This window comes from Mycobacterium kyogaense (assembly GCF_036946525.1).
Classification (GTDB): domain Bacteria; phylum Actinomycetota; class Actinomycetes; order Mycobacteriales; family Mycobacteriaceae; genus Mycobacterium; species Mycobacterium kyogaense_A.
In genome coordinates this window covers 86475-110335 of sequence record NZ_JAQIIY010000011.1, presented here as the reverse complement: position 1 = coordinate 110335, position 23861 = coordinate 86475, and the positions used below count along the sequence as shown (strand labels likewise).

General features: G+C 69.6%; 19 protein-coding genes. 9 read left to right on the top strand and 10 right to left on the bottom strand.

From position 1 onward, the window contains the following. Nucleotides 1-15 precede the first annotated feature (15 nt). Nucleotides 16-1485, bottom strand: a complete 1470-nt coding sequence (locus tag PGN37_RS09915) for a flavin-containing monooxygenase (RefSeq protein WP_335330860.1) — start codon at nucleotides 1483-1485, stop codon at nucleotides 16-18. Nucleotides 1486-1682: 197 nt separating this feature from the next. Between PGN37_RS09915 and PGN37_RS09910 the strand changes: the two genes are divergently transcribed. Genes PGN37_RS09910 through PGN37_RS09900 form a run of 3 tightly spaced genes read left to right on the top strand, consistent with a single transcriptional unit; the run spans nucleotide 1683 to nucleotide 5439 of the window. Beyond that, nucleotides 1683-2879, top strand: a complete 1197-nt coding sequence (locus PGN37_RS09910) for an acyl-CoA dehydrogenase family protein (RefSeq protein WP_335330859.1) — start codon at nucleotides 1683-1685, stop codon at nucleotides 2877-2879. Continuing rightward, nucleotides 2876-4333, top strand: coding sequence for an aldehyde dehydrogenase family protein (locus PGN37_RS09905; RefSeq protein WP_335330858.1), 1458 nt, complete (start codon nucleotides 2876-2878; stop codon nucleotides 4331-4333). The genes PGN37_RS09910 and PGN37_RS09905 overlap by 4 nt, the downstream gene beginning before the upstream one ends. Further along, entirely contained in the window at nucleotides 4330-5439 is a 1110-nt protein-coding gene (locus PGN37_RS09900) for a CaiB/BaiF CoA transferase family protein (RefSeq protein WP_335330857.1), read from the top strand. Before PGN37_RS09905 ends, PGN37_RS09900 begins: the two co-directional genes overlap by 4 nt. Here PGN37_RS09900 and PGN37_RS09895 read toward each other — a convergent pair. Both PGN37_RS09895 and PGN37_RS09890 read right to left on the bottom strand, forming a co-directional pair. Next, nucleotides 5403-6917, bottom strand: a complete 1515-nt coding sequence (locus PGN37_RS09895) for a PucR family transcriptional regulator (RefSeq protein ID WP_335330856.1) — start codon at nucleotides 6915-6917, stop codon at nucleotides 5403-5405. The two genes, PGN37_RS09900 and PGN37_RS09895, sit on opposite strands and share 37 nt — an antisense overlap. Nucleotides 6918-6946: 29 nt before the next feature. Further along, nucleotides 6947-7936: a TIGR03617 family F420-dependent LLM class oxidoreductase gene (locus tag PGN37_RS09890; protein ID WP_335330855.1), complete on the bottom strand. Its 990-nt coding sequence runs from the start codon at nucleotides 7934-7936 to the stop codon at nucleotides 6947-6949. 45 nt (nucleotides 7937-7981) lie between these two features. Between PGN37_RS09890 and PGN37_RS09885 the strand changes: the two genes are divergently transcribed. Beyond that, complete coding sequence (locus PGN37_RS09885) at nucleotides 7982-9358, top strand: flavin monoamine oxidase family protein (protein WP_335330971.1); 1377 nt, start codon at nucleotides 7982-7984, stop codon at nucleotides 9356-9358. Here PGN37_RS09885 and PGN37_RS09880 read toward each other — a convergent pair. After that, the gene (locus tag PGN37_RS09880; protein ID WP_335330854.1) at nucleotides 9334-10299 is read right to left on the bottom strand and encodes an alpha/beta fold hydrolase; all 966 of its coding nucleotides are present in this window, start codon (nucleotides 10297-10299) and stop codon (nucleotides 9334-9336) included. The two genes, PGN37_RS09885 and PGN37_RS09880, sit on opposite strands and share 25 nt — an antisense overlap. 106 nt (nucleotides 10300-10405) lie before the next feature. Here PGN37_RS09880 and PGN37_RS09875 point away from each other — a divergent pair, with 106 nt between their 5' ends. Together PGN37_RS09875 and PGN37_RS09870 are read left to right on the top strand one after the other, a co-directional pair. Then, nucleotides 10406-11380, top strand: a complete 975-nt coding sequence (locus PGN37_RS09875) for an NADPH:quinone oxidoreductase family protein (RefSeq protein ID WP_335330853.1) — start codon at nucleotides 10406-10408, stop codon at nucleotides 11378-11380. 66 nt (nucleotides 11381-11446) lie between these two features. After that, entirely contained in the window at nucleotides 11447-14203 is a 2757-nt protein-coding gene (locus PGN37_RS09870; RefSeq protein ID WP_335330852.1) for a helix-turn-helix transcriptional regulator, read from the top strand. Here PGN37_RS09870 and PGN37_RS09865 read toward each other — a convergent pair. Beyond that, entirely contained in the window at nucleotides 14200-14982 is a 783-nt protein-coding gene (locus PGN37_RS09865) for a glucose 1-dehydrogenase (RefSeq protein WP_335330851.1), read from the bottom strand. The genes PGN37_RS09870 and PGN37_RS09865 overlap by 4 nt on opposite strands. Before the next feature lie 97 nt (nucleotides 14983-15079). Here PGN37_RS09865 and PGN37_RS09860 point away from each other — a divergent pair, with 97 nt between their 5' ends. Further along, a complete protein-coding gene (locus PGN37_RS09860; RefSeq protein WP_335330850.1) occupies nucleotides 15080-15859 on the top strand; it encodes an SDR family NAD(P)-dependent oxidoreductase in 780 nt (259 codons plus the stop codon). Between the two features lie 9 nt (nucleotides 15860-15868). Here the strand turns inward: PGN37_RS09860 and PGN37_RS09855 are convergent, their stop codons facing one another. Then, a complete protein-coding gene (locus tag PGN37_RS09855) occupies nucleotides 15869-16222 on the bottom strand; it encodes a Fe-S protein (RefSeq protein ID WP_335330849.1) in 354 nt (117 codons plus the stop codon). A 40-nt stretch (nucleotides 16223-16262) separates the two neighbouring features. Further along, the gene (locus PGN37_RS09850) at nucleotides 16263-16511 is read right to left on the bottom strand and encodes a CDGP domain-containing protein (protein ID WP_335330848.1); all 249 of its coding nucleotides are present in this window, start codon (nucleotides 16509-16511) and stop codon (nucleotides 16263-16265) included. A 230-nt stretch (nucleotides 16512-16741) separates the two neighbouring features. Between PGN37_RS09850 and PGN37_RS09845 the strand changes: the two genes are divergently transcribed. Together PGN37_RS09845 and PGN37_RS09840 are read left to right on the top strand one after the other, a co-directional pair. Continuing rightward, entirely contained in the window at nucleotides 16742-18691 is a 1950-nt protein-coding gene (locus tag PGN37_RS09845) for a flavin-containing monooxygenase (RefSeq protein WP_335330847.1), read from the top strand. Between the two features lies 1 nt (nucleotide 18692). Next, the gene (locus PGN37_RS09840) at nucleotides 18693-19718 is read left to right on the top strand and encodes an alcohol dehydrogenase catalytic domain-containing protein (RefSeq protein ID WP_335330846.1); all 1026 of its coding nucleotides are present in this window, start codon (nucleotides 18693-18695) and stop codon (nucleotides 19716-19718) included. On the opposite strand, the gene PGN37_RS09835 is transcribed toward PGN37_RS09840, so the two are convergent. From PGN37_RS09835 to PGN37_RS09825, 3 genes are all read right to left on the bottom strand, one after another. After that, nucleotides 19719-21437 carry a sensor histidine kinase gene (locus PGN37_RS09835; protein ID WP_335330970.1) on the bottom strand — a complete coding sequence of 573 codons (1719 nt, stop codon included), beginning with the start codon at nucleotides 21435-21437 and terminating at the stop codon, nucleotides 19719-19721. 21 nt (nucleotides 21438-21458) lie between these two features. Then, nucleotides 21459-22478: an Acg family FMN-binding oxidoreductase gene (locus PGN37_RS09830; RefSeq protein ID WP_335330845.1), complete on the bottom strand. Its 1020-nt coding sequence runs from the start codon at nucleotides 22476-22478 to the stop codon at nucleotides 21459-21461. A gap of 70 nt (nucleotides 22479-22548) precedes the next feature. Further along, nucleotides 22549-23826: a serine hydrolase domain-containing protein gene (locus PGN37_RS09825; RefSeq protein ID WP_442932904.1), complete on the bottom strand. Its 1278-nt coding sequence runs from the start codon at nucleotides 23824-23826 to the stop codon at nucleotides 22549-22551. Between the last annotated feature and the right edge of the window lie 35 nt (nucleotides 23827-23861).

Below are 23861 nucleotides of genomic sequence, written 5' to 3'. Positions count from 1 at the left end.
AGTTTCGGCGAGAAGTCAGGCGGGGTGACGCTCGCGCACGGGCGCGCGGCCGAACACCATCGACTCCTCGATGCGGTCGAACCGGTGATCGATGACGTCGAGCACGTAGTTGTGCCGCACGTTCCACGGCCGGCGGGTGCCGGACCGAGGGAGGGCGTGCGGTGCGCGCTTGATGTAGCCGGCTTCCAGATCGAACGTCGGCTTCTCGGTGATCGGGGCGTTCCCGCGATGCGGATAGGCGTGCGTGTAGCCGTGAGTTCGCATGTGCGCGATGAGCTTTGCCACGGCCTTCGCGGTCATGTCGGCCCGCAGCGTCCACGACGCGTTCGTGTAGCCGATGCACCACGCCATGTTGGGCAGGTCCTCGAGCAGGTACTCCTTATAGACGAACCGTTCGGTCGGCTCGATCTGCGCACCGTCGACCAGCACCCGGATGCCGCCGAGCGCCTGCAGCTGCAGGCCGGTCGCGGTCACGATGATGTCGGCGTCGAGCCGCCTGCCGGAGCGCAACACGATGCCGGTCGCATCGACGTGGTCGATGGTGTCGGTGACCACCTCGGCCCGCCCCGCGCCGATGTTCTCGAACAGGTCGTGGTCGAGCACCAGACACATCCGCTGATCCCACGGGTTGTAGCGCGGCTTGAAGTGCACGTCGACGTCGTAGCCGGGTGGGAGTGCGGCCACCGTGCGGTTGCGGATCAGCCAGCGCCCGAATCGGGGCGCCTTGCGGAACATGAAGTACGTCAGCACGTGGAACAACGCGTTCCGGAATCGCACCACCGAGTGGGACAGGCGGCGCGGGAGGAGCTTGCGGATCGCGTCGACCATCGGATCGATCCGCGCCATCGACATCATGTAGGTGGGTGACCGCTGCAGCATCGTGACGTGCGCGGCCCTGTCGCTGAGCGCCGGGATCAGGCTGATCGCGGTGGCGCCGCTGCCGATGACCACCATCCGCTTGCCGGTCAGGTCGAGATCCTCGGGCCAGAACTGCGGGTGGATCACCGGCCCGCCGAAGGTGTCCAGGCCGGCAATGTCGGGCCGGTAGGGGTCGTCGTAGCTGTAGTAGCCGGTGCCGCAGAACAGGAACCGGCCGCGGAACACCCGCTCCTGCCCGTTCTGCTGGGCCCGGACCGTCCAGGTGTCGCTGCTGGAGTCCCACTCGACCGAGGTGACGTGGGTGTCGAACTGGATGTGCCGGTCGATGCCGTGCTTGCGGGCCGTCTCGGCGAGGTACTCCCTGATGTGCCCGCCGTCAGCCACGTTCTCCCGGCGGGTCCACGGCTCCCACGGGAACGACAGCGTGAAGATGTCGCTGTCGGAACGGATTCCGGGATAGCGGAACAGGTCCCATGTGCCGCCGATGCGGGAGCGTCGCTCGAGGATCGTGTACCGCACGCCCGGGTTGCGTTCCGCGACGCGATAGGCCGCGCCGATGCCGGAGATGCCGGCACCGATGATCACGACGTCGGAGAAATCCTCCACCCGTACCTCCTGTGGTCCGCAGGCGTACCACCCACTCTAGGAGATCCACACCACACCGCGGCGGCGATCTCCCGCGATCCCGTCGAGCCATCCTGTACAGGGTCATCTCGGTGGGTGTACATCCTGGACATGTACCACGACGGCCGCGGTGTCTACCGTGGAGTCGAGCGCGACCCTGAAGCCCGAACGGAGTCCTCATGACCACGACCGCCCCCGCAGCGAAGAAGAGCACCTACGCGCCGTTGGAGTTGTTTGACATCGCGCGCCTGCTCGACGACGAGGAGCGTGAGATCGCGGCGACGGTCCGCTCCTTCGTCGACAAGACGCTCCGGCCGGAGGTCGAGGACTGGTTCGAATCGGCCACGCTGCCCAAGGAGTTGGCCAAGGAGTTCGGCTCGCTCGGGCTGCTGGGCATGCATCTGGAGGGGTACGGCTGCGCGGGCACCAACGCCGTCAGTTACGGGCTGGCCTGCATGGAGCTCGAAGCCGGTGACAGTGGGTTCCGCAGCTTCGTCTCGGTGCAGGGGTCCCTGTCGATGTTCTCTATCCACCGGTACGGCTCCGACGAGCAGAAGGACGAGTGGCTGCCCCGGCTCGCGACCGGAGAGGCCGTGGGCTGCTTCGGCCTGACCGAACCGGACTTCGGCTCCAACCCCGCCGGCATGCGTACTCGTGCCCGCCGCGACGGTTCAGACTGGGTGCTCACCGGCACGAAGATGTGGATCACCAACGGCAACCTCGCCGACGTCGCGACAGTGTGGGCGCAGACCGACGACGGCATTCGCGGCTTCCTGGTGCCCACCGACACTCCCGGCTTCACCGCGAACGCCATCCACCGCAAGCTCTCGCTGCGCGCATCGGTCACCTCCGAGCTGGTGCTCGACGAGGTCCGTCTGCCCGCCTCGGCGCAGCTGCCGCACGCCAACGGTCTCGGCGCGCCGCTGTCGTGTCTCAACGAAGCCCGCTTCGGCATCGTGTTCGGTTCGCTCGGCGCGGCGCGCGACTGCCTGGAAACCACCATCGCCTACACCCAGTCGCGCGACGTGTTCGACAAGCCACTGTCGAGCTACCAGCTCACGCAGGAGAAGCTCGCCAACATGACCGTGGAACTCGGCAAGGGCATGCTGCTGGCTCTGCACCTGGGCCGGATCAAGGACAGCGACGGTGTCTCGCCCGAGCAGATCAGCCTGGGCAAGCTCAACAACGTGCGCGAGGCGTTGGCGATCGCACGGGAATGCCGAACCCTGTTGGGCGGCAGTGGAATCACGCTGGAGTACTCACCGCTGCGGCACGCCAACAACCTGGAATCGGTGCTCACCTACGAGGGCACCTCGGAGATGCACATGCTCTCGATCGGCAAGGCGCTCACCGGGCACGCCGCGTTCCGGTCATGACGGCAGCCATCCGGCATCTCATCGCCGGGCAGTGGGTGCCCGGCCGCGGTGAGAACATCCGCAGCGTGAACCCGGCCCGGCCGGACGTGGTGGTGGCCGACGGGGGCGCAGCCCTGATCGACGACGTCGACGCCGCCGTCGGCGCCGCCTCGGATGCCGCGAGAGCGTGGGCGGCGACACCGATCCATCAGCGCGGCGGGGTTCTGGTGGCCGCGGCCGACATCGTCGACGGCAACGCGGCAACGTGGGGCCTCGAACTGGCCGCCGAGGAAGGCAAGACCAAGGCCGAGGGCATCGGCGAGGTGCGCCGCGCGGCGCAGATCCTGCGCTACTACGGCGCCGAGGGCGACCGGCAGGCCGGCGAAATCTACGCGTCTCCACGCGCCGGGGAGCAGATCATGGTGACCCGCAAGCCGGTCGGCGTCGTCGCCTGTATCACGCCGTTCAACTTCCCCATCGCGATCCCGGCGTGGAAGATCGCTCCCGCGTTGGTGTTCGGCAACACGGTGGTGTGGAAGCCCGCGAGCACCGTGCCGCTGCTGGCGCTTCGACTGGCCGACGCGCTGAGCTCAGCCGGACTGCCGGACGGCGTACTCAACCTGCTCGTCGGCGAGTCTGACATCGGCGACGCACTGGTCAACCACCCTGACGTCGACGCGATCACGTTCACCGGCTCCACCGCGGTCGGGCGGCGGATCGCCGCGGCGGCGGCCGCACGCGGTGTCCCGGCACAGGCCGAGATGGGCGGCAAGAACGCCGCGATCGTGCTCGACGACGCCGACCTCGACCTCGCGGTGGAGCAGGTTCTGCTCGGCGCGTTCCGCTCGACCGGCCAGAAGTGCACCGCGACCTCGCGACTCATCGTGACCGCCGGCATCGCGGACCGCTTCGTCAGCGCGGTGTGTGAGCGCGCTGCGGCACTGCGGGTCGGCGATCCCACCGAGGACGACGTTGAGATGGGGCCCGTCATCAGTTTGCCTGCGCAGCAGAACATCTCAGCGGGTATCGCGACGGCCACCGAGCAGGGCGCCACGGTGCTGACCGGTGGCGCGCTCTACTCGGACGCCCGCGCCGACGGCTACTTCGTCGCCCCCACGGTCCTCGACCTGGGCGCCGCAGATGCCGACGTGTGGACCGAGGAGTTGTTCGGTCCCGTGCTCGCAGTCAAACGGGCCGCCGATGCAGAGGAGGCGTTCGCACTGGCCAACGACAGCGAGTTCGGACTCTCGGCAGCCGTGTTCACCCAGGATCTCACCCGGGCGCTGCACGCCGTCGAACACATCGATGTCGGCGTGCTGCACATCAATTCGGAGTCGGCGGGCGCCGATCCGCACGTGCCCTTCGGTGGGGCGAAGAAGAGCGGCCTCGGCCCCAAGGAACAGGGCACCGCCGCCCGCGACTTCTTCACCCACACCACCACCGTGTACCTCCGCGGCGGCAGGCCGCGCGCGTGACACCGGGCGCACTCGACGGCATCGTCGTCGTCGACTTCAGCCGCGTGTTGGCGGGCCCGTACGCGACCATGATGCTCGGCGACTTTGGCGCTGAAGTGATCAAGATCGAGCGGCCGCAGACCGGTGACGACACCCGCCACTGGGGGCCGCCCTACGACTCTGACGGCGTCGCCACCTATTACAACTCCGTCAACCGCAACAAGCGATCCGTGGCGCTCGATCTCACCGACCCCGCCGACGTACAGCGCGCCCGCGACCTCGTCAGCGGCGCCGACATCGTCGTCGAGAACTTCCGCGCCGGAACGATGGAGAAACTGGGGTTGGGCTACGACGACGTGCACGCGCTGCGCCGCGACGTCATCTACTGCTCCATCACCGGATTCGGACGCGGCCAGGGAGCCGACCTGCCGGGCTACGACCTGCTGCTGCAGGCCGTCGGCGGGCTGATGAGCGTCACCGGCACCGAGCCCGGCGATCCCACCAAAGTCGGTGTGGCGCTGGTCGACGTCCTCGCCGGCCTGCACGCGCTGAGCGGCATCCTGGCTGCCCTGGCCCACCGGGATCGCACCGGCGAGGGCCAGCGAGTGGACACCAACCTGCTGTCGGTTCTGTTGTCGTCCCTGGTGAATCAGGCCTCGGGATACGTGGGCGCCGGAGTGGTACCGGGCATGATGGGCAATCGCCACCCCAGCGTCGCGCCGTATCAGACGTTCGACACCGCCGACCGGCCCATCGCGGTGGCCGTCGGGAACGACAAGCAGTTCCGCGCCTTCGCCGCCGCGCTCGGTCAGGCGGACTGGGGTGAGGACCCACGGTTCGCCACCAACCCCGCGCGTGTACAGAACCGAGAGGTGTTGTGCGCGTTGATCGACAGCGAGATGCGCCGCTGCGGCGCCGACCACTGGTACGCCGAGCTGACCGCCGCGGGCGTACCGGCGGGGCCGATCAACGACGTGGCCGAAGCATTCGCGTTCGCCGAGAGGCTCGGCCTGCACGCAACGGTGGCGATGCCCGACGGCGGCGCGCCACAGGTCGCCAACCCGATCACGCTGTCGGCCACCCCGGTCAGTTATCGGTCGGGTCCGCCCCGGCTGGGTGGTGGATGAGGTCGGTCGGACAATAGCTGCCTGGCCCTGATCGAGAGCCACAGCCGTGTGCGGGTGTCGGCGTCGTCGAGGTCGTCGTCGAGGGCATCACCGATGCGCCGCATCCTGTGGCGCAACGTGTGGCGGTGCACGCCGGTGGCGGCCGCGGCGCCCTCGAGGTGGCCGTTGTGCCGCAGAAACGCCTCCAGTGTCGCCACCAGCTCCGCATTCAAGGCCGCCAAAGGCGCAGCGAACACGGCCAACTCGGCCGTGGTGCGCCCGGCGAGCAACACATCCAGGGGTCCCAGCTCGGCGAAGTCGGCAAAGCGCACTCCTCCGGCATGGCAGGCGATGCGGGCCTGCTCGAGGCCCACGGCGATGTCCCCCAGCGGCACCGGGCCGCTCGCCCCGCCCGCGGGTGCGCGGACGAGGTCCGCCCCGATCTCGGCGATGCGGGCACCGGCCGCGCGGGGCACCACGATCGCGAGTTCCGAGCCCGTCGTCGTCAGGTGGGCCATCAGGTAAGGCCCGGCCGCACCGAGTCGCCGGGCCCAGTCCTGCTGCGCGGCCAGCATCGGCCCGACATCGTTGAGCAGCACCACGACCACCTCGTCGTGCGGCGCGAACCCGAAGTACCGCAGCACTCCATCGTCGATGAGACCGGACCCCTGTAGCAGCTGGCGTGTCACGGCGCTGCGCAGGCGCTGCTCGGCCTCGACGACACCCGCCGGCTTTTCCAGCGCGATCGAGATCAATGAGACGGCATGGCCGACGAGCAACCGGTCCGGGTTCGACAGCGGGGCGGTCGAGCGCACCGCCAACCGACCCCGATGAGGTTGTGCCGCAGAAAGATTCTGCACAGTGACGTACGCGTCGGCGTCCCCGGTGACATAGGCACCCCGCCGCGCCGCGGGCGTATTGTCGGTGAGCGCGGCGAGCAACCGGGTCCGCTGCGGTCCCGCCGCCGCCAGCACGCTGCGATGTGCGTCTAGCACGACCACTGTCGCTGCCAGCCGGTCGGCCAGCGCGTCGACCACCCCCGGGATGCCGCCTGTGACCGTAGCCCGGGCGAGCACCTCCTGGCCCTCGACCACCTGCTGCACCGCACGCAGTTCGTCGTCGGCCAGCGCGTCGATCACCGTCTTGGTGATCGCGATGAAGGGCGTCGACGGAGGGACCTCGAGCACGGGCAGGCCGGCGGAGCTGCCGGCAGCGAGCACACCGGCTGGGATCTCGGTCAACGTCGTGCCGGTGTCCACGGCCAGCGCGGCGCTGCCCGCTGCGGCCAGCCGCGCGACGTACGCGGACTGAGCCACGGCGTCGGCACCAATGTTGATCCCGGTGGTCATCACCAGCTCGCCGCCGGCGAGATAGGGCGTCGGGTCGGCCAGCTCGATCGCGTGCGCCCAGGCGATCGGACGGTCCGCCGCGGATTCGCCCGCGACCAGCCGCAGCCCGAGACCGTCGACCCTGGCCAGTTCCCGCACGGTGATCGCCACGGCGGCAGCCCTATCCGAGACCGAACCGGCTAGGTCCGGGCGTCGACCGACAAGGCGTCGACGATCTGACTCAGCGTGTCCACCGGGATCGGGCCGGGCTGATACAGGCAGACCCGGTCGGCGACACCGGCGGTGCGGTCACGGATGTGCGCGGCGATGTCGGCGGGTGTGCCACACGCGGCGATGGTGTGCAGCACGTCGTCGTCGATGAGGCCCCCCATCTCGGCCCAGCGGCCCTGCTTGGACAGGGCGTTGAGCTCGGGCTGAAGATCCCCCCAGCCGTGCACGTCGAGCACGGGCCGATAGGCGGGCGTGGATCCGTAGAACGCGAGCAGCCGCCGCGCGGACGCGTGATCCGGATCGGATTCCGCGTCGGAGACGATCACCTCCGGCACGATCGCCAGATCCTCGCGGCGCCGCCCGGCCGCGGCCAGCCCGGCATCCACATTGGGCAGCGTGACCTCGGTCAGGAAGCGTCGCGATCCGAACGGCATCACCAAGAGCCCGTCGGCGGTCTCGGCAACCATGCGTGTCAGCCGCGGCCCGAGGGCACCGACATAGATCGGGATCGGCGCGAAGTCGGCCGGCGGGCTGAATGTCGGCGTCATCAGCGTGTGTCGGTAGAACTCGCCGCGGTAGGCCAGCCGTTCGCCGGTGCGCCATGCGTCGAAGATGGCCCGCAGCGCGCCGATCAGATCCCGCATCCGCTCGACGGGTTTGTCGAACTCGGCGCCGAAGCGTTTCTCGATCTGGGTGCGGATCTGTGTGCCCAATCCCAGCGTGAACCGTCCGTCGGTCAGCAGCTGATGGTCGACCGCCTGGTGCGCCAGGTGAATCGGGTTGCGCGGGAACGCGATTGCAACGTTGGTCATCAGGTCCAGGCCTCCCACGGAGGCGGCCAGCGTCAGCGGGGTGAACGCGTCGTGCGGGCCTTCGAAGGTGAACACGCCGCTCGCACCCGCCTCGCGCAGCGCCGCGGCCCGCTGCGCCGCGCCGATCGGACTCATGAGCGCCGTCATCACCTGCACAACGGCCGACCTTAGCGCGACTTCGGCGTGCAAATCATCGCCACGCGACGACGAGCACGCCAGAATCGCTTCATGGCAGACGTGGTGATCGTGGGAGCCGGCTTCGCCGGACTGTCGGCGGCGCGGGAGCTCACGCGCCTGGGGCGCGATGTCGTGGTGGTCGAGGGCCGCGACCGCGTGGGGGGTCGCTCGTACACCGGCGAGGTGGGCGGGGTGCCCGTCGACCTCGGCGCGACGTTCGTGGGGCCGACGCAGGATGCGGTGCTGGCGCTGGCCCGGGAGCTGGGATGCCAGACCGTGCCCACCTACAGCCACGGCAGGAACCTGATCCGGTGGCGGGGCCGGGTGCGTACCTACCGCAGCACCATCCCTCGCCTGTCGATACTCGAACTTCTCGACGTCTCCCGCATCCAGTGGCGGTTCGGCCGGATCAGCCAGAAGGTGCAGGTCGCCGATCCGTGGTCGTCCCCGATCGCCGAGCAGCTCGACGCGCTCACCCTCGATCGGTGGTTGCGGTCGATGCACGCGGGCGCCTCGACGCGCGATCTGATGGCGATCATGGCGCGGGTCACCTGGGGATGTGAGCCGGACGCGGTGTCGATGCTGCATGCCGTGCGCTACGTCAAGGCCGCCGGTGGCCTCGACCGCATGCTCGACGTCAAGGGTGGCGCGCAGCAGGACCGCTTCCTGGCAGGCACGCAGCAGATCGCGGTCCGGATGGCCGCTGAACTCGGGGAGCGCGTGGTGCTCGGCGCCCCGGTCCGGCGCATCGAACGCCGCGAGGGTGGCTTGACCGTGGTCTCCGATCGTGGCGAGTTCACCGGCGCCGCCGTGGTCGTCGCGGTACCGCCCGAGCACCGCAGCACCATCACGTTCGATCCGGCTCTTCCCGACGGCTACGACGCGCTGGTCCGCCACTGGCCCCAGGGGCATCTGAGCAAGGCCTATGCCGCCTACGAGCGGCCGTTCTGGCGCGAGAACGGCTATTCGGGGGAAGCCCTGTCCGACGAGGGCCCGGTCTTCATCACGTTCGATGTCAGCCCCGGCGACGACGGGCCCGGGGTGCTGCTCGGCTTCACCGACGCGCGGCTGTTCGACCCATTACCGCCCGAGCAGCGCCGGGAGGCCGCGCTGTCGAATTTCGTCGCTCTTTTCGGCAACGCCGCGGCGAACCCGGTGGACTATCTCGACCACTGCTGGGGCGCAGAGGCATTCGCACCGGGCGGGCCGACAGCGGCGGTGCCGCCGGGATCATGGACGGCACACGGCCGGTTGTTGCGGACCCCGGTCGACGGGATCTTCTGGGCGGGCACCGAAACCGCGGACACGTGGCCGGGATTCCTCGACGGTGCGGTGCGCTCGGGGCAGCGTGCGGCCGCCGAGGCGCATCAGGAGCTGACGCGCCGCTCCTGAGTTTCGCCGATCAGCCAACGCAGTTGCTGGTTGACCTCGACAGGCTGCTCGAGGATCGCGCAGTGGCCGCCCGGCACCTCGACGAAGCGCGCCAGGTTCGGCGCAGTCGCCGCGATGCGCCGCGACGAGACCATCGGCAGGAGGCGGTCTTTCGTGCTGCCGATCACCATCGTCGGCACGGTGAGGCTCTTCAGGTTGATGTGTTGAGGCCCCATGTGATCGACCAGGACGCGCGCCCAGCCACCGCGTCCGGCGGGCGGCGTGTTGTGGAACAGCTCGAAAACGAAGTCGCCGACGGCCGATTCGGCGTCTCGGCCTACGGCGATCATCTTCACGAACCGTCGGCTGGGCCCGTCGGTCACGCGCATCAGCGGGGCTCCGCCGAAGGTCCGCAGCAGCGTGCCGCCCGCCCGCACCCGCGCCTGGGCCAGCGACGGCGGAACCGGCAGCAGGTTCACGTGCCGCAGCAGGTCGCCGGTCGTGGTGTTGATCAACGCTGCCGCGGCGGCGCATTCGGCCACGCGGTGTGGATAGCGCTCCGCCCACGAGCTGATCGCGATACCGCCCATGGAATGCCCGGCGATCACGGCGCGCTCACCGGGGGCCAGCGTCGCGCGCAGCACCGCGTCGAGATCGCCGGCGAGATGGTCGATGCTGTAGCCGCCCCGCCGCGGTGGAACCCCGCTGCGGCCGTGCCCGCGATGGTCGAACGCGATCACGCGGTGGTCGCGGGACAGGTCGGCGATCTGGTAGGCCCACACACGCAGAGAGCACGTGATGCCGTGGGCCAACACCACCGGCGGGGCGTCCTCGGGGCCGAACACCTCGGTGTGCAGGCGGACCCCGTCGCGGGATCGCACGTCGACGATGCGGCCTGGTGCCAGGTCACGGGCGGGCGCAAAGCACGTGCCCTGCATCCGGCCACCACTGCGTGCTGCCATACCTGTCCCCCGGTTGCGTCGTTGCATCCGCGCCATTCTGCCGTGGGAGACTGTACCGCCGCGGCCGCGACTCCCCGGCGCGAACCGGTGCGGTTCAATGGTCGGCATGCGTGCAATCCACATCCGCAGTCTGGACGGGCCCAGCGCGGCCGAGCTGGTCGAGATCGACGAGCCGGCGGCCGCGGAGGGCTCCGTGGTCGTCGAGGTGCACGCCGCGGGCGTCGCTTTTCCCGATGCGCTGCAATCCCGTGGGCTCTACCAGTACAAGCCCGAACTCCCCTACGTCCCGGGGGCCGAGATCGCCGGAGTGGTGCGCAGCGCACCCGACGGCGCGCATGTCCGCGCCGGCGATCGCGTGGCCGGGTTGACGTTGCTGTCCGGCGCGATGGCCGAAGTCGTTGCGCTGCAACCGGAACGGGTGTTCGCACTGCCTGATGCGGTGTCCTTCGAAGCCGGTGCGGGGTTGCTCTTCAACGACCTGACCGTGCATTTCGCGCTCCGCACCCGCGGCCGGTTGCGCGATGGTGAGACGGTGCTGGTGCATGGCGCCGCCGGGGGCATCGGCACCTCGACGCTGCGGCTGGCGCCCGCCTTCGGCGCGTCGCGCACGATCGCGGTCGTCAGCACGGACGCGAAGGCCGAGGTGGCCCGCGCCGCCGGCGCGACGGACGTGGTGCTCGCCGACGGGTTCAAGGACTCGGTGAAGGACCTGACCGGTGGCCGCGGCGTCGACATCGTCATGGACCCGGTGGGCGGTGATCGCTTCACCGACTCTCTGCGGTCACTGGCGCCCGGTGGGCGACTGCTGGTCGTCGGTTTCACCGGTGGCGAGATCCCGACCGTCAAGGTCAACCGGTTGCTGCTGAACAACGTCGACGCCGTGGGCGTGGGCTGGGGCGCATGGTCGATGACGCATCCGGGATACCTCACCGAGCAGTGGGAAGAGCTGGCGCCGTTGCTGGCCTCCGGCGCAGTGCGTCCGCCGGAGCCCCACGTCTTCCCCGTGGAACGCGCCGGCGAGGCCATCGCCTCGCTGGAGGACCGGACCGCGCGCGGGAAGGTAGTCGTGACGCTGCGCTGAGTCGTGCGACGCACCGCGAACCTGCGGTCTTTGCGCACTTCTTTGCCCGCTGCGATAGTGGAAACCATGGCGCCCGCTCCCCGAGGATCGACGGCCGATCCGCAGGTTGCTGGCTTTCTGCATGCGGCATCCCAGCGATCGACCGGCCTGGTCATCGAGGGTGAAGCGGGAATCGGCAAGACCACGGTCTGGCTGTCGTTGGTCGACCAGGCACGCGCTGATGGCTTCTGCGTGCTGACCGCGCGGGTGGGGCAGGCAGAAACGGTGATGGCGTTCGCCGCGCTGGCCGACCTGCTGGCCGACGTGGACGCCGGCGTCCTCGCCGCACTGCCGCCCCTGCAGCGGCTCGCGCTGGACCGGGTGCTTCTGCGCGCGGGCGACGACGGCCCGGCGACCGATCACCGGGTGGTGGCCGCCGCTCTCGTCGCGGTTCTGCAGGCCCTGGCCGAGGCCGGTCCCGTCCTGATCGCCATCGACGATGTCCAGTGGATGGACACTTCGAGCCGCACGGCGGTCGCGTTCGCCGCGCGCCGGATGCAGGGGCGATTCGGTGTGCTGGTCACCGAACGCTGCCACCCGGGCGACGGCACGACGACGATGTGGCTGGCGCTGAACAGACCCGACGGAATCCACCGCAGTGCGGTGCATCCGCTCGACAGCGCCGCACTGCACACGTTGATCTCCGAGCGCACGGGCCGCACGTTCTCCCGGCCGACGGTGTTACGCATCGCCGAGATCTCCGGCGGGAACCCACTTTTCGCCGTGGAGCTGGCTCGCGCGATCGGCGCGGGACACGCCGTGACCGATCAGGCGCTGCCCCCCACCCTCACCGAGGTGGTGCGCGCCCACATCGGCTCGCTCGACGATGGAATGCGGGAATTCCTGCTGAGCGTGGCCTGCCTGGCCGACGCGCGCGTGGACGTGCTGGCCCTCGCCAACGACATGGACCGTGACGAGGTGATCGAACTCGTCGAAGGAGCCGAAGCGGCAGGCGTTCTCACGGTGGCCGGCAACAAGGTGCGGTTCATTCATCCCCTGCTGGCCAGTGGGGTCTACGCCGACGCGGGATCGCCGGCTCGCCGGGCCATGCACCGCAAGCTAGCGGCCGCGGTCACGCTGCCGGAGGTCCGTGCCCGTCACCTGGCGCTGGCGTCGGCGACCGGCACCGAGGAGATCTTCTCTGCTCTCGACGCCGCAGCCGACTCGGCTCGGTCCCGCGGCGCACCCGCCGCAGCCGCGGAACTGGTGGACCTGGCGATCGGACTGGGCGGCGACACCGCCGTGCGGCGCCTCAAATCCGCCGAGAACCATTTCCTGGCAGGCAACGTCACCCGCGCGGGAGAGCTTCTCGCCGACATCGGACCCGGCGAGCCGGACATCGTGCGCGCATTGGTGGCGAGCTTGCTCGCCACGGTGCTGATGTACCAGAACGAGCACAGCGAGGCGGTGGAGCTGTTGCGTGGCGCGGTCGACGACGCCGCGGGCAACATCGCCGTGCTGATCCAGGTGTTGCTGCGATTGTCGTTCGCACTGAACAACATCGGCGAGCCCGACGATGCGCGCAGGCATGGCCGCGACGCGGTGAAGCTCGCCGAGGAACTGGGCGTGCCCGCGATCATCAGCCCCGCGCTGGCCTGGTCGGTGTACATCGATTTCCAGAACGGACGGGGACTGGACCAGCGGGCGCTGCGCCGCGCGCTGGAGTGCTACGACAGCGCGTTCGACGTCCCGATCATCTTCCGGGCACCACTGGTGCAGGCGCTCACGCTGTCCTGGACGGGCAAATTGGCGCAGGCACATGAGCAGTTCACCGAGCTGAGGGTGGTGTGCGCGGAGCGCGGCGCCGAAAGCGACATGATGGCGATCGCGGGTTTCCTTGCGATGAACCACATCTGGCGTGGCCGCTTCGCCGACGCCGCTGCGGAGGCCGCGGACGCCGTGGAACGGGCCGAGCAGCTCGGCGGCGAGGACGTCCTGATCATCCCGCTGACCGTGCGTGCGGTGGTGTCGTCCTTCCTGGGCCACGAGGACGACGCCCGCACCGATGCCAGCCGCGTCGTCGCCGCCACCCGCGGTCGCACTGCATCACACATCGCCGACTGGCCGGGCATGGCGCTCTGCTTCCTCGAGGAATCGCTGGGGCGGCACCGGGAGGCGCTGGCTGCACTCGACACGTCGTATCTGGGCGAACCCGGTCTGTCCACCGAGATCGCCTACGGTTGGCACCTTCCCGATGTCATCGAGGCGATGGTGGCGGTGGGCCGCCTCGCTGACGCCGACAAGCTGACCGCCGCGCTGGAACGCGATGGCGCAGAACATGATCGCGCATGGATGAAGGCGGTCGGCACCCGGTGTCGCGCCGTGGTGCTCGCCGCCGAGGGGCAGGTGGGCGCCGCTGAAGAGGCCGCGCACCGGGCGCTGGCGGAGCACGACAGGCTGCCGATGCCCTTCGAACGGGCCCGCTCCCACCTGGTCCTCGGCCAGCTACAGCGCAGGTTGCGGCAGAAGCAGCTCGCTGCAACGACGTTGACCGAAGCGCTGACGACTTTCGAGCAACTCGGAACCGCGCTGTGGGCTCGGCGGGCGCGCGCCGAGCTCTCCCGCACGGTGGTGGCGCCGTCGGACGACCTCACGGCGTTGACCCCGTCCGAGCGCCGCGTGGCGGAGATGGCCGCGTCCGGAGCGACGAACAAGAACATCGCGGCAGCGATGTTCATCAGCGCCAAGACCGTGGAGCACAACCTCACCCGGGTCTATCGCAAATTGGGCATCACGTCGCGGGCGGAGTTGGGCCGACGAATGGACCGCCCGCCGGCCGACTAGGTGATCCAGTCGGGCTGGGCGTCGACGTCGACGGCGGAGAAGTCCTTGTGCGCGAGACCGGCGATCGTGCCGCCGTCGACCACGAATTCCGCGCCGGTCGAGTAGCTCGACTCGTCGCTGGCCAGGTACACCACGAGGTGGCTGACCTCGACGGGTTGGGCGATGCGCCCCAGCGCGGTGGTGAAGATGTCCTCGGGCACCCAGTCCGCCATCGGCGTCTTCACCAACCCGGGATGCACGGAGTTCACCCGAATGCCGAAGGGCCCCAACTCCAGTGCGGTGGATTTGGTCAGACCGCGCACGGCGAACTTGGTGGCGGTGTAGCCGTGGCTGGCGATCGTGCCGGCCATCCCCTCGATCGAGGAGATGTTGATGATGGACCCGCGGCCGGCCGCCTTCATCGGGCCCGCGGCTGCCCGGATGCCGAGGAAGACCCCGGTCAGGTTGATGTCGAGGATGCGCTGCCATTCGGCCATGTCGTAGTCCTCGATCGTGCCGATGTTGAGGATTCCGGCGTTGTTGACCAGGACGTCGAGGGAGCCGAACGTGTCTGTCGCGGTGGCCACCGCGGAGCGCCAGTCATTGGGGTCGGTGACGTCGAGGTGCACGTAGCGCGCGGCGTCGCCGAGCTCCGCGGCGACCTGTTCGCCCTCGGCGTCGAGGATGTCGCCGCACACCACGGCGGCGCCGTGGGCCACCATCTCCCGCGCGTGGGAGGCGCCCATTCCCCGGGCGGCTCCGCTGATGAGCGCGACCTTGCCGGCCAATCGAGCTGTCATGAGGTCTCCTGCTTCGGCGTGGCGCGATGAGCATCGTCACCATAGGCGATCACAGAAGGTGGATGGTCGGGAATCGCGACGCTGCCATACTGTGCCGATGAACGGGCTTGCAGGAAAAGGGATTCTGGTCACCGGCGCGGCGTCGGGTATCGGCGAGGCCACCGTGCGGCGGTTGACCGACGACGGCGCGATCGTCGTCGGACTGGATCTGGCCGCGGATGCTCCCGGCGACTACGTGCGTGCCGACGTGCTGGACGGCGCCGCGGTAGCGGACGCGGTGAGCCACGTCGTCGAGGTCGCCGGGCGCCTCGACGGCGTGGTGCACTCCGCGGGCGTGGGCGGGGGCGGTCCGATCCACCTGCTGCCCGACCAGGAGTGGGACCGGGTTGTCGACGTCAACCTCAAAGGCACCTTCGTGGTGTTGCGGGCGGCACTGGCCCAGATGGTCACGCAGGAGCGGGTCGACGGCGAACGCGGCGCGCTGGTGACGCTGTCGAGCGTCGAGGGCATCGAGGGCACGGCGGGCGGCAGCGCCTACAACGCATCGAAGGGCGGGGTCGTCCTGCTCACCAAGAACGCGGCGATCGACTACGGGCCAAGCGGGATTCGCGCCAACGTGATCTGTCCCGGTTTCATCGAGACGCCTCTGTTCGAGTCGGTGATGGGTCTCGACGGGATGGCCGGCCCGCGCGAGGGGGTGCGCCATGAGCACAAGCTGCGCAGGTTCGGTCGGCCCGAGGAGATCGCCGCTGTCGCGGCGTTCCTGCTGTCGACCGATGCCAGCTTCGTCAGCGGCCAGGCGATCGCCGTGGACGGCGGCTACACGGCCGGGCGCGACCACCAGGTGACCGAGTTGATGGGTCTCGGTGAGCAGTGAGACCCGCGGTCACCAGATGACGGCGACCGCGGCAGCGGTCAACGCCAGCACGCCCACCGAGAGAAACAGCGGGCGCGGCACCGGCTTTCCGGTGCGCCGCTGGCGGGCGTTGCCCATCCCGAGTACGCCGCCGAGGACGACGAGGATGACGAGCTTCACGCCGATCTTCGGATAGTTCAGCTCGATGCCTGCCGGCCAGGGCGCAGCAAGCACGAGCCCGCTCAGCAGCGAGACCAGCAGGCCGTAGTCCATCAGCCGCGTCGTGGTGTATCGGCGGGCCACCGCTTCGGCGACCCACGCCCCGAAAGTCACCGCGAACCCCACCAGGTGCAGCAAAACCACTACGGAGCGTAGTACTTCCATGCGGTGAGGCTACAACAGCGGGTCCGCGGACTCGCGACAATCAGGTGGGCGGTGGGCCGACCGGCACCTGGTAGCAATTGGTGCCGCCGATGCCCATCACGTACACGGTGTCGCAGCGCTGGAAAGTGCCGTCCGGCCCGGGCAGGGAATCGCAACGGCCCCCGCCGTTTCCGAACACCACCGCATTGCTGCACGGTTGCGCGGACGCCGGTGCCGCCGGCGCCATCGTCGCCAGTCCGGCTCCCGCCAGTACTGCCGCCGCCCCCGCGATCATCCACTTCGTCGTCATGTCGTTCCCCCTTCTCCAGCTCCGCGCGCCGACGCGGACCTGCCGGAGGAGAGGACCCATGCGCCCGACCTCCGGCACATGACGTCCTCGATTGTGCGCCCGCCACCGACCTGCGCGCAGGCGATTTACGTCACGCTTTTCGTCAGGACACCCTGGAGGAGAGCCATTGCGCCGACCGAGCGCCGACAGTTACGCTACGCAACGTTGCGATATGGCGATCGGGAGGTTCAGTGACACGGACGGTGCACGCTGCCGCGCGATTCGACACCTCGACCGACGACATCGCCGCCGCCCTGGCCGAGGTCAGCATCCCCGCACTCCTGCTGTCGATGGTGCATCTGACCGGTGATCCGCGCTTCATCCGTGATTTCGCCCAGGCGGGTCTGTTCCTCAACGAGATCCAGGGCTTCATGAGCGAGGAGGACAAAGCCCGCGCCCGGGCCGCGGCGCTGCCCGTGATCGTCGACTATCGCGACCGGGGCTGTCCGCCGCTCCCGCCGCTGCCGGCGGACCTGGTCAGGGAGATGCTCGACTGGGCGGCCTGCGAACCCGTCGACGACGCCAACATCCCGCTCGTCCTCGAGGAGCTCGACCTCGAGGGCACCGATCCGCGTCGTCCCCCGCCCGTGGACCACGACCGCGCGGCGGGCCGGCGGGTGCTCGTGATCGGCTGTGGGGAGTCGGGCATCCTGGCCGCGATTCGACTGCAGCAGGCGGGAATTGCGTTCGAGATCATCGAGAAGAACGCTGGTCCGGGTGGGACGTGGTGGGAGAACCGCTATCCCGGCGCACGGGTCGACGTCGCCAATCACCTGTACTGCTACAGCTTCGAGCCGAGCAACCACTGGCAACACTTCTTCGCCGAACAACCCGAGCTGGCCGCCTACTTCAGCGACGTGATGGATCGCCACGGCCTGCGCGAGCACGTGCGCTGGAACACCGAGGTGCTCTCGGCGCGCTGGGACGACGAGTCGGCGACATGGCACGTCGAGGTGCGCACGGGTCAGCACACTCAGACGCTGACCGCCGACGCGGTGATCACCGCGGTCGGTCAGCTCAACCGCCCGGCTCTGCCGGATCTGCCCGGACGAGAATCGTTCGCAGGACCGTCTTTTCACTCGGCGCGATGGGATCACGACCTCGACCTGACAGGACGTCGGGTCGCGCTCGTGGGCGCCGGCGCCAGCGGTTTCCAGATCGTGCCGGCGATCGCCGACACGGTGGCCCAGCTGACCGTGTTCCAGCGCACGGCCCAGTGGATGTTCCCGAATCCGATGTACCACGAACCGGTGCCCGACGGCGCGCGGTGGGCGCTGCAGAACCTGCCCGGTTACGCCCGCTGGTATCGCTTCCTGCTGTTCTGGCCCGGGGCCGACAAAGGCCTCGACGCCGCCCGCGTCGATCCTGCCTATGCAGATCAGCAGCACGCGGTCAGTGAGATCAATGCGTTGGCGCGCATGATGTTCACCGAGTGGATCACCTCGCAGGTCGGCGACGACGAGGACCTGCTGGCCCGGGTCCTGCCCGACTATCCTGCGACCGCGAAACGGACCCTGCAGGACAACGGGAGCTGGCTCGCCGCGCTGAAACGGCCCAACGTCACACTGGTCCGCACACCGCTGCAGGAGGTGACCCCCGACGGTCTCGTGACGGCGGACGGCACGGTCCACGACGCCGATGTGATCGTCTACGCCACCGGTTTTCGCGCCACCGATCTCCTCGTGCCGATGACGGTGACCGGCCGCGACGGCGCTGACCTGCACGACGTGTGGGGACAGCGGCCGCACGCCTATCTCGGCATCACGGTGCCCGGCTTCCCCAACTTCTTCATGACCTACGGGCCGGGAACGCATCTGGCGCACGGCGGCAGCCTGATCATGCACTCCGAACTGCAGATGCGCTACATCAACGCCTGCCTCGCGCATCTCATCGATCAGGGTGCGCGCGCGATGGAGCCGCTGCCCGACCCCACCCGGGAGTGGCACCGGCGCACCCAGGAGCGGATCACCGCGACGGTGTGGGCACACCCGGCGGTCGAGCACTCCTATTTCAAGACCAGCAGCGGGGAGATCCACACCGTGAGCCCTTGGCGCCTCTGCGAATACCACGACGCGGTGGCCGCACCCGACTTCACGCACTTCCGCATCGACGGCAACAGCGACCACGACGGGGTGGCCTGAGATGCGCGCGGTGGTCGTCGACCCCGATGGCACGGTGCGCGTCGAGGACCGTGCCGATCCGGTGCTACCCGGGCCCGACGGGGCCGTCGTCGAGGTCACCGCGACGGCGATCTGCGGATCGGATCTGCACTTCTTGGAAGGTCACTACCCGATGGCCGAGCCGGTGTCCGTCGGCCACGAGGCGGTCGGCATCGTGCGCGAGATCGGCGCCGACGTCCGAGGTGTCGCGGTCGGCGACCGGGTGCTGGTGTCGTCGGTGGCGGGCTGCGGCCGCTGCGCGGGATGCGCCACATCGGATCCGGTGCGCTGCGTGTCCGGCCCGCAGATCTTCGGTTCCGGCGTACTCGGTGGCGCGCAGGCCGAGCTGATGGCCGTCCCTGCCGCCGATTTCCAACTGCTGCGCGTACCCGACGGCATCGACACCGAGGCGGCACTACTTCTCACCGACAATCTCGCGACCGGCTGGGCGGCGGCCAAACGTGCGGACATCCCCGTCGGGGGTACCGTCGCGGTCATCGGCGCGGGCTCCGTCGGCCAATGTGCGGTACGCAGCGCGCTGTTCCTGGGTGCCGCAACAGTTTTCGTCGTCGATCCGGTGGAGTCCCGGCGGGAGCGGGCCGCGCTGGCCGGCGCCACTGCGGCCCCGCCGCCTGCCGCAGCCACCGTCATGGAGGCGACGAACGGACTCGGCGCGGATGCGGTGATCGACGCCGTGGGCACCGACACCACACTCGACGACGCGATCGCCTCCGTCCGGGTCGGCGGCACGGTGTCGGTGGTCGGCGTGCACGACCTGCAGCCCTACCCGTTCCCTGCGCTGATGGGCCTGCTGCGCAGCCTGACCGTCAGGTGGACCACGGCGCCGGTGCAGCAGACGTGGCCGGAGCTGATCCCGTTGCTGCGCGCCGGTCGCCTCGACGTCAGCGGCGTCTTCACCGCCACCCTGCCGCTGGCCGACGCCGCCGACGGCTACGCGGCGGCGATGTCGAGATCAGCGGGGCACATCAAGATCCAGCTCACACCCTGACTAGCCAAGGGGCACCGCCCATCTCAGACGTGTACCGCCGCCGCCGGCGGGTTCGATCGTCATCGACCCGCCCGCATCCATGGCCCGCCGTTCCAAATTGGCCAACCCGGACCGGGTGATCGGGCCGGTGATGCCGCGGCCGTTGTCGACGATTTCGATGGACAACTCGTCGTTGACGGCCACGATGATGGCCAACGAGGTGGCATCGGCATGACGGACGGCGTTGCTGACCGCTTCCCGAACCACGGCCTCGGCGTGGTCGGCCAGGCCCGCATCGATCACCGATAGCGGTCCCGAATACTGCACGGTGGTCCGCATTTTCGACGTCGCGAACCCGGCGATTGCCTCGTCCAGACGTTGCCGCAAGCGGGTGGCACCCGACTGGCCGCCGTGCAGGTCGAAGATCGCGGTGCGGATCTCCTGGATCACCTGTTGCAGGTCGTCCACCGACGCGCTCAGGCGCTGCTGCACCTCCGCGGTTCGAGCCCGCGGGATCGTGCCCTGCAGTGCCAGCCCGACCGCGAACAGCCGCTGGATCACATGGTCGTGCAGATCGCGGGCGATGCGGTCGCGGTCGGAGAGGACGTCGAGCTCGCGCAGTCTGCGCTGCGTGGTGGCCAGCTGCCACGCCAGAGCCGCCTGGTCCACGAACGCGGCCATCATGTCGAGTTCGCCGGCGTTGAACGCGCGTACACCGTTCGGCCGCAACGCGATCAGCACACCGGCAACGGTGTCGGTGGCACGCACCGGCACGACCAGCGCGGGCCCGTCGGCCACGCAACCGGGCGCCAACTCCAGCACGTCGAACCGACCGGGACGCTGCTCGACGAACACCGTTCCGACGTCGGTGCCCGACACGGGGATCGACTGCACGTCGGTTCCGGGCCCGGACCCTGAGGTGGCGGCGACGATCAGCTCGTCGACGTCGCCGACCGGCTCGTCGAGGTCGGCCCGCACCGCGACGATCGATGCCACGGCGCCGCTGAGCGAGCGGGACTCCTCGGCCATGAGCCGGAAGACCGCGGCCGGATCGGTGCCGGCCAACAATTCGGTGCCGATGTCACGGGTGGCTTCGATCCACGACTGCCGGATCTTGGACTGCTCGTAGAGGCGGGCGTTGTCGATCGCGATGCCTGCTGCCGCCGCGAGCGCCTGGACCAGGACCTCGTCGTCCTCGCTGAACGGTTGCCCGTCGGCCTTCTCGGTCAGATACAGGTTGCCGAACACTTCGTCCCGGATGCGGACCGGGACACCGAGAAACGTCTGCATCGGCGGATGGTTCTCCGGGAAGCCCACCGACGCTGCATGGTGCGAGATGTTGTCCAGCCGGATCGGCTTCGGATCGTCGAGCAGCACTCCGAGCACGCCCCGCCCCTCGGGCAGGTGGCCGATCAGCTCGCGCGCTTCTTCGTCGATTCCCTCGTAGATGAACTCGAGCAACTCATGGCCGTCACCGCGCACCCCGAGCGCGCCGAAGCGGGCGTCGACCAGGTCGATCGCCGTGTGCACGATCGTCTTCAGCGTCTCGTCGAGTTCCAGCCCGGAGGTGACCACGAGCATCGCCTCGACCAGGCCGTCGAGCCGATCGCGCCCCTCGACGATCTGCTCGACACGGTCCTGCACCTCGGTCAGCAGCTCCCGCAGTCGAAGTTGCGACAGGGTGTCACGCAGCGGCCGCGCACCCGGGTCGCTGTTCGCGCTGCCCTCCCCGGGTGTCACAGAATTCACGTCGTCATCTTGTCACCGTCGGCGGCGGACGCCGGGGTGTTCGTCGACACCGCGGTCACCGTCGACAGCGACGACCTGATCGAGCGGCCTGCGCGGAGTGACGGGCAGAGGCTCCGCGGACTCCGGCGCCCACCCGATGCGCAACAGCATCTGGGTGTGTCCACCCGAGCCGAACACGTCGCGGCCGACGGCGGCCCTGATGTCCGGGAACTCCAACGGTCCGGTGATGGGGCAGCTCGCCAGTCCCGCGGCGGTGGCGGTGAGCAGCACCAGGCTGGTGGCCTCCCCCGCGCGCAGCTGGGAGAGCCGGTCGTCGGCGACGGTGCCCAACGCGATGACGGCGGCGTTGTCCTGCGACGGCTCGGAGTCGGCGGGCTGCTCGAGTGCTGCACCGGCGAAGGCACGGGCGGGAATCACCGCACCGGGGTCAGGTCGCGGTGTGCTGCGCGCGGGGATGCCCGCGGTGGAGTCGTAACGGCCGCTCCACACGGCCAATTCAGCGACGTACTCAGGATCGCTGTGGTGTCGGGCTTCGGCGTCCATCACCCGGCGTCGGAGCGTGGTCAGCGCGTCGAACCGACGGAGCATGACACCCGCTCGGGCGGCGCGGGCGCCCATCATCGCGATCGCGGCGGCGGATACCTGCCGACTGCTGTAGTTGCGTCGATCGGTGCGACGCCGCGAGATCGCCGCCGCGAGCACGGTGTCGGTGTGCGCCGGCGGATAGCGACGCAGCTCGATCTCGGCGAGGTGGCCGGGCGTCGCGGGGTCGGGGAACCGATGGATCTTCGCCTGCCACCCCAGCGCGGCCAGCGCGATCTGAGCGTGGTTCAGCGATGCACCGCAGCTGAGGATCAGATCGCGCGCGTCCGGGTCGGTGCCGGGAAGCGCCAGATCGGGATTGGCGTGGAGATGGATACGTCGCCGGCCCACCCGCCACAGCCACGGCTGAGAGTTGTGCACCGACGGTGCCCGCACGGCCAGCGTGAGCGCCCACCGCAGCGTCTCGGTACTGGGGAAGTGCGAGGTCATCATCCGCTCCAACAGGTCGTCACAGCCGTCTGCTTTCAGGATGACGCCCGCAGCGACGACGTAGGAGGGTCTAAAGGCCTGCAGGCGGGGGTCCGATGCCCATCGCGCGGGCGGCGGCGGTGGCCACCGCACCGGCCAGTCGGGCGATCGGCGGGCTGCCAGGGGTGTGCACGGCGTTGGACAGCACCACCACGTAGGTGTCCGACGCGGGATCGATCCACAGCGAGGTCCCGGTGAAACCGGTGTGCCCGAAACTGCCGACGGGGAACAGGCTTCCACGCGATCCTGAGTATCCGGTGTCGATGTCCCAGCCGAGGCCGCGCACCGCGTGGACGGGTCCGGGGACGCTGGGCCGATTGGGCGCCGTCATGGTCTGCAGCGTCTCCCGCCGGAGCGGAAAAGCACTGGGGCGTCCCGCAAGCCGGTCCAGCAGCGCTTGGGCGAACAGCCCGATGTCCGCCGCGGTGGAGAACACGCCGGCGTGGCCGGCCACCCCGCCCATGCGCCGCGATGTCGGGTCGTCGACGACGCCGCGCATCACCGTGCCGAAGTGCGGATTCGTCCACGGTCGGCCTTCGGTGTCCAGCCGTGTCGGGGCGATCCTGCTCAGCAGCGCCCGGTTTCGCGCCACAGGTCCGGCCGAGGGCAGGTACCGCGTGTCGGTCATGCCCAACGGGGCGAAGATGTTCTGCCGTACGTAGACGTTCTCCGGCTCACCGGTCACCGCCTCGATGAGTGCGCCGAGGAGTTCGAAGTTGATGTCGGAGTAGCGAAACACCGTTCCGGGGGGCATTTCCAGCGGCGCGGTGAGCGCTCGCCGCATGCCTTCGGACCTGTCCGCGCGCACCAGTCCCCACGGGTCGTCGAGGTTCACGTCGCCGGGCAGACCCGAGGTGTGCGTGAGCAGTGTTCGCACGGTGACGGCCGTCCGATGCGGATCGTGCGCGGGGTTGAACGCCGGCAGATACGTCTGCACGGGATCGTCGAGGCGCACCCTGCCCTGCTCGTGCAACTGCATGACCGCTGTCGCCGTGGCGAGAACCTTCGTCAGCGACGCCACGTCGAACACGGTGTCGGTGGTCATCGGCTCTGCCGGGGTGGCGACGCCGTCGACGCCCGGCTCGCCCGCCGGTTTGCGCACCCCGTAGGCCCGCAGCAGGGCGGGCTGACCGCGATGGCCGATCATCACCACAGCGCCGGGCAGATGGCGGGCTGCGATCGCCGAGGTCATCAGCGCCGAGACGGCGGGTATGTCGGGCGTCTCGGGCGTCGATGGGCCGGTGTACCCGTAGGCGGGAGCGGCGTTCGCGCGGGGAGCACCGATGTCCACCGCCAGCGTGCCGACCATGCCGGCCACCAGCGCTGCGGCGAGCGCGGTGGCGG

Excerpts from the sequence above, each read along its gene's own strand:
- PGN37_RS09830 (WP_335330845.1), bottom strand. The coding sequence starts at position 22,478 with ATGACCTCGCACTTCCCCAGTACCGAGACGCTGCGGTGGGCGCTCACG.
- PGN37_RS09850 (WP_335330848.1), bottom strand. The coding sequence starts at position 16,511 with ATGACGACGAAGTGGATGATCGCGGGGGCGGCGGCAGTACTGGCGGGA.
- PGN37_RS09825 (WP_442932904.1), bottom strand. The coding sequence starts at position 23,826 with ATGGTCGGCACGCTGGCGGTGGACATCGGTGCTCCCCGCGCGAACGCC.
- PGN37_RS09890 (WP_335330855.1), bottom strand. The coding sequence starts at position 7,936 with ATGACGGCGCTCATGAGTCCGATCGGCGCGGCGCAGCGGGCCGCGGCG.
- PGN37_RS09855 (WP_335330849.1), bottom strand. The coding sequence starts at position 16,222 with ATGGAAGTACTACGCTCCGTAGTGGTTTTGCTGCACCTGGTGGGGTTC.
- PGN37_RS09870 (WP_335330852.1), top strand. The coding sequence starts at position 11,447 with ATGGCGCCCGCTCCCCGAGGATCGACGGCCGATCCGCAGGTTGCTGGC.
- PGN37_RS09880 (WP_335330854.1), bottom strand. The coding sequence starts at position 10,299 with ATGGCAGCACGCAGTGGTGGCCGGATGCAGGGCACGTGCTTTGCGCCC.
- PGN37_RS09860 (WP_335330850.1), top strand. The coding sequence starts at position 15,080 with ATGAACGGGCTTGCAGGAAAAGGGATTCTGGTCACCGGCGCGGCGTCG.
- PGN37_RS09910 (WP_335330859.1), top strand. The coding sequence starts at position 1,683 with ATGACCACGACCGCCCCCGCAGCGAAGAAGAGCACCTACGCGCCGTTG.
- PGN37_RS09875 (WP_335330853.1), top strand. The coding sequence starts at position 10,406 with ATGCGTGCAATCCACATCCGCAGTCTGGACGGGCCCAGCGCGGCCGAG.
- PGN37_RS09865 (WP_335330851.1), bottom strand. The coding sequence starts at position 14,982 with ATGACAGCTCGATTGGCCGGCAAGGTCGCGCTCATCAGCGGAGCCGCC.
- PGN37_RS09905 (WP_335330858.1), top strand. The coding sequence starts at position 2,876 with ATGACGGCAGCCATCCGGCATCTCATCGCCGGGCAGTGGGTGCCCGGC.
- PGN37_RS09840 (WP_335330846.1), top strand. The coding sequence starts at position 18,693 with ATGCGCGCGGTGGTCGTCGACCCCGATGGCACGGTGCGCGTCGAGGAC.